The 12446-nt window shown below is 43.9% G+C and carries 9 protein-coding genes; all 9 read left to right on the top strand.

Features of this window, described 5'->3' with window-relative positions; all coding sequences use genetic code 11:
• Position 1: 1 nt before the first annotated feature.
• The 9 genes from HW45_RS13545 to HW45_RS13505 all read left to right on the top strand — a co-directional run bounded on the left by HW45_RS13545 (position 2) and on the right by HW45_RS13505 (position 12438).
• Positions 2–1150: a mannitol-1-phosphate 5-dehydrogenase gene (locus HW45_RS13545; protein ID WP_038227437.1), complete on the top strand. Its 1149-nt coding sequence runs from the start codon at positions 2–4 to the stop codon at positions 1148–1150.
• A gap of 50 nt (positions 1151–1200) precedes the next feature.
• Complete coding sequence (locus HW45_RS13540) at positions 1201–1734, top strand: MltR family transcriptional regulator (protein WP_088879014.1); 534 nt, start codon at positions 1201–1203, stop codon at positions 1732–1734.
• A gap of 268 nt (positions 1735–2002) precedes the next feature.
• Positions 2003–2770 carry a DeoR/GlpR family DNA-binding transcription regulator gene (locus HW45_RS13535; RefSeq protein WP_038227436.1) on the top strand — a complete coding sequence of 256 codons (768 nt, stop codon included), beginning with the start codon at positions 2003–2005 and terminating at the stop codon, positions 2768–2770.
• 73 nt (positions 2771–2843) lie between these two features.
• Entirely contained in the window at positions 2844–4676 is a 1833-nt protein-coding gene (gene glmS / locus HW45_RS13530) for a glutamine--fructose-6-phosphate transaminase (isomerizing) (RefSeq protein ID WP_038227434.1), read from the top strand.
• A gap of 134 nt (positions 4677–4810) precedes the next feature.
• On the top strand, positions 4811–5632 hold the full coding sequence (locus HW45_RS13525) for a heteromeric transposase endonuclease subunit TnsA (RefSeq protein ID WP_038227432.1): 822 nt from the start codon (positions 4811–4813) through the stop codon (positions 5630–5632).
• Positions 5622–7703 (top strand): Mu transposase C-terminal domain-containing protein, encoded by a 2082-nt coding sequence (locus HW45_RS13520; protein ID WP_038227431.1) that lies wholly within the window; start codon positions 5622–5624, stop codon positions 7701–7703. Before HW45_RS13525 ends, HW45_RS13520 begins: the two co-directional genes overlap by 11 nt.
• Positions 7696–9279 (top strand): ATP-binding protein, encoded by a 1584-nt coding sequence (locus tag HW45_RS13515; protein ID WP_038227430.1) that lies wholly within the window; start codon positions 7696–7698, stop codon positions 9277–9279. The genes HW45_RS13520 and HW45_RS13515 overlap by 8 nt, the downstream gene beginning before the upstream one ends.
• A gap of 56 nt (positions 9280–9335) precedes the next feature.
• Complete coding sequence (locus HW45_RS13510) at positions 9336–10877, top strand: TnsD family Tn7-like transposition protein (protein ID WP_038227429.1); 1542 nt, start codon at positions 9336–9338, stop codon at positions 10875–10877.
• A 481-nt stretch (positions 10878–11358) separates the two neighbouring features.
• A complete protein-coding gene (locus HW45_RS13505) occupies positions 11359–12438 on the top strand; it encodes a hypothetical protein (RefSeq protein ID WP_235225465.1) in 1080 nt (359 codons plus the stop codon).
• Positions 12439–12446: the final 8 nt, after the last annotated feature.

Below are 12446 nucleotides of genomic sequence, written 5' to 3'. Positions count from 1 at the left end.
TATGAAAGCACTACATTTTGGCGCAGGTAATATCGGTCGTGGCTTTATTGGTAAACTATTGGCAGATGCGGGTATTCACGTAACATTTGCCGATGTAAACGAAACAGTGGTTAATGCCCTAATCGAACGTCAATCCTACCCAGTAAAAATCGTTGGCGAAGATTGTGTTGTAGAGCAAGTTAACAATGTGACGGCCGTAAACTCAACGAGCGCAGACATCATTGAGCTCATTGCGACTGTTGATATGGTAACAACTGCAGTTGGCCCTACGGTTTTAAAAATCATCTCTAAATCTGTTGCTCAAGGTATCGAAAAGCGCCTAGAAAGTGGCAATACTGCACCTCTTAATATCATTGCATGTGAGAACATGGTTCGCGGCACTAGCCAGCTCAAAGAGATGGTGTTTGAGCATTTATCAGATGATGCTAAAGCGTTTGCTCAAGAGCACATTGGCTTTGTAGATTCTGCGGTAGACCGTATCGTTCCTCCTGCTGAGGAAGGCGAAACCGATCCTCTGGCAGTAACGGTAGAAACGTTCAGCGAGTGGATTGTTGATGAAACTCAGTTTGTTGGCGACATTCCTGCTATTAAAGGCATGGAATGCACGGACAACCTAATGGCGTTCGTAGAGCGTAAGCTGTTTACATTGAATACTGGCCACCTAATAACGGCTTACTTGGGTGTGCTTGCAGGCCATGAGACAATTAAAGATTCTATTGAAGACCCTGCGATCTTTGCAGATGTTCAAGCAGCTATGCAGGAAAGTGGTGAAGTATTAATTCGTCGTTACGGCTTTGATGCAGAAGCGCACGCGGCGTACATTCAAAAAATACTTAACCGTTTTGCCAACCCATACCTACGTGATGAAGTAGATCGTGTTGGTCGTCAACCAATTCGTAAGTTAAGCCCACAAGATCGTTTGATCAAACCACTCAACGGTACGATTGAATACGGTTTACCTAACTCTCATCTAATCAAAGGTATTGCGGCTGCGTTTCTTTATAAGAATGACGATGACCCACAAGCAGTAGAACTTCAAGCTATGTTTGCTGAACAAGGCTTTGCTAAAACACTCGCTCATTATTCAGAGCTGAATGTTGATTCAGAAGTTGTTACACTAGCGCACGAAGCGTATCTAGCGCTCAAATGATTCAAGCTGTTGGTGCCACGCAAGTGGCACCCTTTGTATTAAGAGATGTTATGCCACTGCACCCACCTAATGAAACTGAACTTTTAGAGGCGCTGTCTGAAGCGAAAGACGCGAGTGAGTGCCTTATGGCGGCTTATGATGCGATTGATGACACGTTAGATACGTTGATCAATAGTATTTTTCATAAAGACGACTATGCAGTGAAGTACGTGGTGGATCCTCTCCTGACCAACGATGGTCCGCTGGGGGATATTCTTGTTCGGGCTAAGCTACTTTTAGGTCTAGGTGTTATCTCTAAGGAAGTATTCGATGATATTGATATCTTCGTAACACTGCGCGAATGGACCAAACATCAAGAGAACGATGTGAGCTTTACCGAAAGAGACGTGTTGTTTGAGTTGAACAAAATCAGTGCTATCCAAAAAATGATGCCGATCGAATACGATGAAAGCATGACAGATGGCCTAGACGCAGTGATGTTGGAAATGTTCTTAGAGCGCCACTATCAACGCGTTAAATCCACCATTATTTTGGCGATTACCGAGCTGGTTGAAACACTGTGTCGAGATAACCCGCTGGTTTAAATAGTGATGAACTTCGGCACTATCCTGTGTCGAAGTTATATTTTGTTTCTGTCTCTCCTTCTTTTCTTCTTTATTATTCTCAATTTCTCCTCGGCTTTTTTCGCACAATTCTATCCATTCTTGTGATATTAACTTTCGAAACGAAACTTATTTGTGTATTTTTTCATCAAACAAACCCGGTCTTAGATTTAATACAGCGGATTTCTTGCGTGATAACTTACGTTGTGAAATAATTTTGCTACCAGTTAAGTTTTGAATCGAAATTAAAGTGCGAAAACGAAATACTCAAGTCAGACGTCATTCCATTGCTCAGCTTGTTAAAGAGCGTGGAGAGGTGAGCGTAGAAGAGCTATCCGCTCTGTTCGATACCTCTGAAGTGACGATTCGTAAAGATCTTACTTCTTTAGAAAAGAACGGCCAGTTACTAAGACGCTATGGTGGTGCTGTAGCGCTGCCCCAAGAAGCCGTAGATGAAGTGCTTAATGAGTCGAGTTTGACGTCCGCCTCGAAAGAGAGCATCGCAGAGGCCGCAGTTGGTTTAATCAATGATCATTATCGAATTGTTATTGATTGTGGCAGCACAACAGGCGCTTTGGTTTCAAGGCTTGGTAGTAAGAAAGGTTTGGTGGTAATGACAAATTCACTGTCATTGGCGAATGCCATCAATGACTTGGAAAATGAACCAACGCTATTAATGACAGGCGGTACTTGGGATAGTCATTCAGAATCATTCCAAGGGAAGGTTGCCGAGTCGGTACTTCGTTCTTACGACTTTGACCAGTTATTTATCGGTGCCGATGGTGTCGATTTAGCGCGCGGCACCACCACATTTAATGAGCTGATCGGTCTTAGCAATGTTATGGCAGAAGTCGCCCGCGAAGTCGTGGTGATGATTGAATCCGAGAAAATAGGCCGAAAAATTCCTAATCTAGAATTAGCGTGGGATGCCATTGACGTCGTCGTTACTGATAAAGGCTTAACTAACGAGCAGAAAGCTCAAATCGAATCGAACGGCGTAAAGGTGATTTGCGCTTAACAAAATTACTCCCTCCATTATTGATTTGCTTGCACTCAGAGAGGGAGACAGAAATGAGAAACGGAGAATTGATATGTGTGGAATCGTAGGTGCGGTAGCACAACGAGACGTAGCGGAAATTTTGGTAGAGGGTTTACGCCGTCTGGAGTACCGTGGATATGATTCAGCGGGTGTAGCCGTTGTTGATGCAAATTCAGAACTGAAACGCGTTCGTCGTTTAGGTAAAGTTCAAGAGCTCGCGGATGCGGTTGACTCTCAAGATGTGACTGGTGGTACGGGTATTGCTCATACTCGCTGGGCAACACACGGCGAGCCGTCAGAAGCGAACGCTCACCCACACGTATCTGGTGATATCGCTGTAGTTCACAATGGCATCATTGAGAACCATGAAGAGCTACGTGCAACGCTTCAAGAGCGTGGCTATGTATTCCAATCTCAAACCGATACAGAAGTTATCGCACACTTAGTTGAATGGGAACTGCGTACTTCTGCAACCCTAGTGGAAGCACTGCAAAAAACGGCGGCTCAACTTGACGGTGCGTACGGTACGGTTGTGGTTGACCGTAAAGACCCAAGTCGTATTGTGGCAGCTCGCTCTGGCAGTCCAATCGTTATTGGTTTTGGCGTTGGTGAGAATTTCTTGGCTTCAGACCAATTGGCTCTATTAAGTGTGACACGCCGTTTTATGTATCTTGAAGAAGGCGATGTGGCAGAAATTACTCGTCGCGAGGTTACTGTTATCGATGTAGACGGCAACCCAGTTGAGCGTGAAATCACTGAGTCTAATGCGGAACATGATGCTGGCGACAAAGGACAATACCGTCACTTTATGCAAAAAGAGATCTTCGAGCAGCCTCGTGCGTTGATCAACACTATGGAAGGTCGTATTACCGACAAAGCGGTAGTCACTGAAGCAATTGGTGTTAACGCGGTAGATATTCTTAAGAAGGTCGATCACGTTCAAATCATCGCTTGTGGTACGTCTTATAACTCAGGTATGGCAGCTCGCTATTGGTTTGAGTCGATCGCAGGCGTAAGCTGTGATGTCGAAATCGCTTCTGAGTTCCGCTACCGTGATTTTGTGGTTCGTCCAAACAGCTTGTTAGTGACATTGTCTCAGTCTGGTGAGACGGCTGATACTTTGGCTGCTCTTCGTTTAGCGAAAGAAAAAGGCTACATGTCGGCAATGACTATCTGTAATGTTGCTGGTTCATCGTTAGTTCGTGAGTCTGACTTTGCCTTTATGACTCGTGCAGGGACTGAGATTGGTGTGGCATCGACGAAAGCCTTTACGACTCAACTAGCAGCAATGTTAATGATGGTAGTGTCTATCGCTCGTTTGCAAGGTCGTATGACTGAAGAACGCGAAGCTGAAATCGTAAAATCTCTGCATGAACTTCCTGCAAACATTGAAAAAGCGTTAGCGTTCGACAAAGAAATCGAGGCATTAGCAACTGACTTTGCAGATAAGCATCACACACTATTCCTTGGCCGTGGTGAGTACTACCCAATTGCTATGGAAGCGTCGCTGAAACTTAAAGAGATCTCATACATTCACGCAGAAGCTTATGCAGCAGGTGAACTGAAACACGGTCCTCTAGCACTTATTGATGCAGACATGCCAGTGGTAGTTGTTGCGCCAACTAACGACCTTCTAGAGAAGCTGAAATCGAACATTGAAGAAGTACGTGCGCGTGGCGGTCTACTGTATGTATTTGCTGATGAGAAAGCAGGCTTTGAAGGTGATGAGAACATGAAGATCATCCAAATGCCACACGTTGATGACATCATCGCACCAATCTACTACACCGTACCAATGCAGCTACTGTCTTACCATGTTGCATTAATCAAAGGTACTGATGTGGACCAGCCACGTAACTTAGCGAAAGCGGTAACGGTTGAGTAAGAGCAATTAAAAGATCGACAAAGATGTCGGAAGACAATAAAGTTTGATCAGTTACAATAAAGTCTGATCATATACAATAAAGATTGATCGTTTTTTGACCTCCTGCTAAGTTTAGCTTAGTCGGAGGTTTTTTTATGTCAGATGCAGATAAGCCACTCAATAAGAAAGACCAAAAGCGTTTAGATGAAAAACGAGGCGAAGGGACGGGGAAGGACTATGTTCCTTTCATTAAAGTCGGAGAGTTCAGCAGTTCTGGCGAAAGCGTTCGTGTTAAAAGTGCCACTGTTGGCCGAGTCCATCACTTATTCTCTGGAAATGAGCTTGCCGCATTTTTGGTGTTCGATTGGTGTGAAGAGGTCATCGACATTCGAGAGCAGTTTCCTATTCCTCTTGCTGACTCTTTGATTATTTGCCGCCAACTAGGTATTCGCCATCCTCAAGAAAAGGGTGAGCTTAAAATAGTAACCACGGACTTACTCATCGATTTTGCTGATGGTTCTCAGATAGCGATTCCCGTAAAACCCGCTTTAAAGCTTGATGACAAGCGCATTGTCGAAAAGCTTCAAATAGAGAAATCGTACTGGGAAGCAGTAAAAGTACCCTGTCCCATTTTTACCGATCAAGAAGTCTCCAACGATCTCAAAATGAACCTGAAGTGGATAAAACCACTTATCGATATAGATACTGAAGTCGAATACCCATTCTCCAAGCAAGATGTCATTGATCTTGCCGCTAGACTCGCGAAGCAACCCAAAGCTTATGTAGCCCGATATTGTGCAAAATTGGATGATCAATACCAATTAGAGGAAGGCACTCATATCGGAATATTTCGCTATGGTATCGCCAACCAATATTTAAAAGCATCACTTGAAACTCCGTTTACTGAGTGGAAGTGCGAAGATGTCGAACTCTTAATTAATGGTAATAGAGATTTGGAGGTCGGCAATGCTTCTTAATCAAGTCTATCAATACACAGATTCAACCGAGCGAATACGTGTGGTGTACGAAACGTTAGAGTTCATCTGGCTGATCAGTCTCGATGATGAATCGGCTTGGCCCATACTCATGCCTGTCTCTGAGTTACATGAATTGATCGCAGCACAAACGATAGAGTGCATCAGTGAACCTTTTACTTTCTCTCATGTTGAGCTCGACGGTGCACAAACTCTCAAGCGAGATGAAGCCTATGCGATGCTTAAAATTCTACTAAAAGACCACAGTGAATTATTTGATAAGACGTCGCGCAACCGTCTAATTAGAAACGCGGTTGAAGCGACCGAAAAACCTCGTATTTACTTCATTCGCCAACTTCGTCGATATTGGCAAAGAGGAATGACACCCAATGCATTGCTGCCTGATTATCATAAGTCTGGCGGGAAAGGTAAATCTAGACGTGACGTGGGCAATAAGCTCGGGCGGAAGCGAACAACTGCCGAGGGCGTAGGTGCCATCATTACCGATGATGTTGCAGAAATTTTCAGTCTAGCAATTGATGGCTTCTTTCTTCAAAACGATAAGTTCTCTATCAAAGACGCCAAAGACAAAGCAATTGGCTTGTATAAATCCAGATATCCCGACTCTGATAAGACTTCCATACCGACTCTTCGTCAATTCCGCTATTTCTATGAATCTAACTACAAGAAACATGATGTAGTAAGACAAAGAACGCCATCCAAAGCATACGACAAAGATATTAGAGCGCTAACAAGCACATCAGCCTTTATGAATATCGGACCAGGAGGGCGGTATGAGATTGATGCAACGATTGCGGATCTCTATTTAGTTTCTGAGAAAGACCCGAATAAAATCATCGGTAGGCCAGTGGTTTACGTGGTTAAAGATGTATTTAGTCGCATGGTTACAGGGCTTTACGTCGGTTTGGAAAACCCATCATGGGTTGCGGCGATGATGGCCATGTCCAACGCCTTTCTTGATAAAACAGAGTATTGTCGGAGCTATGGAATAGAAATCGATCCTAGCATGTGGCCTTCTGTTGGTATTCCTGCGTCTATCATGGCGGATAAAGGCGAACTTTTGCATAGGCAAGCTGACGTTCTCGTCAATGCATTTAACATCCAATTGAGTAACTCGCGCTCCTATCGAGGGGATGATAAAGGCGGCGTGGAACGCTATTTCAATACTCTTCAAACAAAATTCAGACCCTATGTCGGTGGTATTGTTGAGCCAGTCAACGGCAAGAAGCGCTTAGGGCGCAGATACGAGCTAGACGCAGAATTAACCTTGCATGCATTCACTGAGACCGTGATTCACATCATTATCAACTACAACACTAGGCATGTAGTTAAAGATTATGATTTTGCCGAAGATATGCCTAATGACTTACCCGCAGTTCCCATTCAGCTTTGGAATTGGGGAATCAAAAATCGCACCGGTAAGTTAAGACCATGCAGTAAAGAGATGGTTGAAGTGAACTTGTTACCCACTGAAAAAGGGACAGTGTCTGAGGTCGGTATTGGTTTCAAAGGGCTGAAATACACTTGTCGTGAAGCAATGGCTGAAGGTTGGTTTGACCGATTTAAACAGACAAGACCAAAGAAAGTTGAGGTGGCCTTTGACCCGCGTCGAACCGATGTTGTTTATCTGAGACCCGACAAAAGTTATCAATCCTACTGGATATGTGAGCTTTCAGATCGTAGCCGTCGATACAAGGGAATGAGTTTTGTGGATGCTGCAGGTATTCTCAAGTCTTCTAAAGTTGCAGAGGCTTCAGCGAATCAAGATAAGGATTTTGAGGCTCCTGACCTACAGGAAACGATGGAGCGTATCGCTAAACGAGAGCGTGACAAAAAGGCGAATACACCTAGATTAACGGACTCACAAAGATTGGCTGGAATTAAGGGTAATCGAGATGAAGAGAGGGAATTCGAGCGAGACAATACCTCGGTCAACCTCAAGCCTGAGTCAAAGCAAAGTACTGCTGAAGTCATTGATATTCATACGGCTCACAACTCAGAAAGCATTGAATACCCGTCACTGGATGATTTTTTAGGAGATGACGATGATTAAAATTCACCATGCGGAATACGCTGAACCTGAAATTGAAGATTATCGACATCAGCCTTTGATCAATGCGCTACCCTTATTGAACTCACCTCAGAATACGGCCAAAGAATTAAATCGTTATCCTAAAGTGCGAGATTCGGAAAAAACCTTACCTGGATATATCCGTCGCCATGCGATGATGCGAATACTTGATGGCTTTTTATACCCGACAAAAGCTCACCTTCAACTGGAACAGATGATTTCTGGGATGATTCGTCGAGGATATCTTGGTCGAAACATCGCATCAACTGACTATCAGCGTAACCTTTTAGATGTCGACAATATCGACTTTTCTGTGGCATCAAGAAATGCGGGTAGCGCAGCGTTGGCAACGACGGTCATTGGTTGCTCTGGAACAGGTAAAACTACTGCGGTACAAGCGATCTTAGATTCATATAAGCATCAGGCTATCTATCATCCAGAATATCAGCATACACAGTTGGTATGGCTAAAGATTGATTGCCCTCATGATGGTTCGGCAAAGAGCCTATGTATCCACTTTTTTCGTGCGGTAGACGATGCAATTGGAAGCGACTACGAAATGCTCTACGTTAAGTCGAGATCATCGGCAGAGTCTATGTTGGGTGACATAGCTAGAGTATGCGCCCTTCATTCTATTGGTATCTTGGTCATAGATGAAATCCAACATCTCAATGCAGCGCGCTCCGGTGGTGCAGCCAAACTACTTAATTTCTTCGTTACGCTCACTAACGTAATCAAAGTTCCAGTGTTGTTCATAGGTACTCCAAAAGCCCTCGAGCTTTTTTCTCCTACACTGAGGTCTGCTCGCCGTGCTGCGCAGTTTGGTAGCTTGAATTGGAACCGATTTGAGCACTTATCGAATACAACGGATGAAAGCGAATGGGAGCGATTTTTCAATAGAATGTGGAAGTTGCAGTGGTTTCAATCACCGACACCTATTACGACACCAATGAAGGACTTGTTTTGGGAGCTCACTCAAGGTGTCGCTCATGTAGCAGTTTCATTGTTTTACCTTTGCCAAGCAAGAGCAGTGGTTGCGGGTAAAGAAGTGATTACCCTAAAGTTAGTCGAAGACGTGTTCAACGAAGAGCTGTCGATCATTCATCCGATGATCCGAGCGCTCCAAAGCGGTCGAAAAGAAGAAATCGTTAAGTATGCTGACTTAGACTTACCTGCCGATTCAATTCGTATTATTGGACAAGCTAGCGATAGCGATGTTGATGAGATTGAAGCTACTGGTGAGGTAACTGATGATAAATTGGTGGAACTTACAGACATGTTGATTCTCATGGGACTTGGTGAGGATGTGGCTAAACTAGCGGCAAGACAAGCCATTGATGAAAAGCCTAGTGAGGATCTATTTGGGTTAGTTGCTCATATAAAATCGTTAGAGGATAAACCAGCGACAAAAAGTAAGCCTGAAAAATCAAAAGTAGCCAAGCTAGAACCTCGTTATGTGGATAACGACCTTCGGCTACTGAGAAGTGACAAACCAATGTCTACCTACAATTACCTAAAACGTGAAGGTATGATTCTTGACATCACACCATACCTCTAGGTTCCAAGCCGCCAACTATACTCTAATAAGCGAAACGAGTTGTTTGGTGGTTGAAGATGTTGACCCACTTTCCAGTCGCTCAGAAAGATGAGTTGCTCACTAGTATTATTGCTCGGTTTATCCAGCAAATGGGAATCAAGGATGACAAGATTGCATTAGACATTCTCTTTGGCAATAGAATGATCGTTCCTTCGCCTATTTTACAAGGTCACATTGCGCAGCTTTTGGACCATGTAGGGCACGTATGGGGAGTTCACCCTAAGCAAATCGCAGAGCGTCATACGTTCCTTCCGTTGTTTAAACCCTTCGTTGAATCACACCGCTATAAAGCGTTGCAAGCCAATTTAATTTATAGCCGAGTGAACCCCTGCTTGTCTTGTGCAGGTATACCAGCTTCGGTTATCGAGTGGCCTACGACGTACAAGATTTGCCCTCTATGTTGGCAAGAACAAAGTAAGAACCTTGGTTTTACCTACTGGCAGCGATTGTTTCAAGTACCTGGCGTCAACGCATGCCCGCTGCATCAGAGCATTCTCATAGATACATACATACCGATTCATTCCACACACCGGCATCAGTTTGTGGGTGCAAGTAGCTATCAATGTCAAACATGTTTTTCTGAAGCGGCTGACCCCTGCGAGCTAAGATTATCGGAAATGGTAGAGAACTTGCTCAGCTTGAAAAGTAGTTCGATTTCACCAGCGCAATGGACGCTCTATTATCAAAAACTTGCAAGAGATGCAGGAATGATGATTGGCGCACGAATTAACCATAAAGAGATTTCAGATTCTGTGCGAAGGCTTTGCTCAGATAAATGGCTGTGCCAACAGGGTTTAGCGCTTAGTGGAACAAATACATGGTTAGTAGCAATGTTCAGAAAACATCGTAGAGTATTCAGTTACCTGCAACACTTCATTGTTTGGTTGTCACTCCGAGATAGTAACGTGGATTTGTTGGAAGAGTTAGAGAACGCTTGTGCGTTTCCTAAAATAGAGAGGAGAGAGCGGCCTATGAGAACGACCAAAAATCTAGAAAAGCGCACTCAAAATAGAAACCAATGGCTTAGTATTTTAAAGTCTTCACAAGCTGAATCTTTAAAAAAAGTCAGAGGTACAGTGATTGGTGCCAGGCTGTATTCTTGGCTTTATCGATATGACCGTAACTGGCTCAATATTCACAAACCCAAGCGAGCTTCAAATTACCAGAATTATCGTGTTGATTGGCAGGCTCGAGACCGTCAGATAGCAAAAGAGCTACTTTCTATAAAGAATGTAGCAGAGGGAAGAATATACGATCCTCGCCATTCAAAATCATGGTTTGCGTCGAAAATAGCCAAAAAGAGCTTGATCGAAAAAAAATTGTACAAACTCCCACTTTGCAGCTTGTTTTTTGATCGATATAGCGAATCGGTTGAAGAGTACCAAACAAGACGATTAAGCCGTGTTATGGTTCAACTTATTGAGTGTTCAGATGTTTTAAGGCCCGTATGTGAGATTGAACGACTTGCTGGACTCAGCCGTACGCGTAGCAGGAAACCTGCACGGGAAATTCTCCGATTGGACATCCCAGCCTGGCAGAGAGCTGCGGCACTTTCCTGAAAATGTACCGTTAATCAACATTGGAAGTATCCACACCAAGCGCGTCCTCAATAATAAAGTCCGGCCTTATATCAACGTTCAGTTTTCAGGTTTCCCGAAAAGTCGTGTTCCGGCGGAACTGATACCAATGTTGGTTGTTAATTCTCACTATTCGAACAAAGAACGCACGGTTCCACATAAGCGCGAAATCATCGACATAAAAATATCAGATAATTTTCAAAGAGCCTCTTCAAACAAATCGCATTCGATCATTTTGAGGGAGGGCAACTTAAAGGCTGTTGTCCCTTGTATAGAGCTCGCTCGAGCACTTTTTTTACACAATGTACATCTAACACGTACAGCCTTAAGACCAAACGGGTTATTGGGGATGGCCGTTGTGGATGATACTGGAAAAGAGTGTGTTATCCGTTTCAACAGGTCATCGGATTACCCATTAAAGAATTTGAACTCCAAGGATGCATGCAAACACTTGAGGTGGTTGTTGCTTAATCCTGAGGCAACAAGAAGCTTCAACAGCATCTATGACAAGTTACAACAAGATGAAAGTTCGGGGTGGAACTTTAACTTTGAGCCACCGCCACTTAAAAGTTGGCGATTTAAGCTTGCTGGTGAGTATGATGAAACCGACCCAATGTTGTTCCATGTTGAAGAAATCAAGAGAGTATGCTCCCCAAGTTTTAACTATGGAAAAAAAGTCTCGATATACCATCCCAAAAAAATTGATGTTATTCCTGTTGAGCCAAGTAACGGCAAGCGCCCAGAAATTAACCGGACAGACCCAGATCCGCAGTTGGACTTTGAAGCCACGCCAGGTAGTCACCGAAAAAGAGATATCTTCAGTGAAGAAGGTTTCCGATTTGTCTGTGATTCTGAAGATGAAGTAACCGTTTCCCCAGGAAAAGCACTATCGAGGGTAGCGCCCAATTTGAATACCACAGAAGAACCAAAACCTGATGTTTCAGGTGTCGGGCATGGAACTGCTAACGGAACGGCACAAGAGCTAGACTGGGCGATCAATCGCAGTGACTGCGACGATCCAACTAGTCCTGAGGTACCGAAAGTCGTCGCTCCTACAGGTAATTTTCAAATTTTTGAAAAGGTTATCAAGCAGCTCATGAAGCTTCCTGATTATGAACACAAAGGTACACAGTGCTTGGCAATGCCAAAGCCGGACAATGCTTCCCTGATATACAAGAACAAGCTCACACAGGAGGCTCGAACCTTTCATTGTGCCTATTTCTATTACCGGCAAACTCCTTTGGTCATTATTGAAGTGGATATCAGCGATATTAACGACAAGCATAGTCTAGGCTCTAGACTATTTGGGTTCTCTGAAAGTGGTAAAGATGGGCTGGCTCACGTAATGAAAGCCTGCTCCGAGAAAGGCGTTCGATGGGACGCTAAAGCAAACCAAGAACACTGTTCAGTAGTGGTTGAAATTAAGCACCCTTCTAGAACCAAAAAAGTCGATGGTGAAATGGTGCATAGAACCGACAGTGAGTATGAAACCGCGTGGATAGAAACTCTGGATAGGGCTGTTAAGAGAGCATTGACACAATAACTAAGGAA

Source organism: Vibrio sp. ER1A (assembly GCF_000733315.1).
Taxonomy (GTDB): Bacteria; Pseudomonadota; Gammaproteobacteria; order Enterobacterales; family Vibrionaceae; genus Vibrio; species Vibrio mediterranei.
Note: the sequence above shows the minus strand (reverse complement) of the source record. Positions and strands in the feature narration are given on the sequence as shown.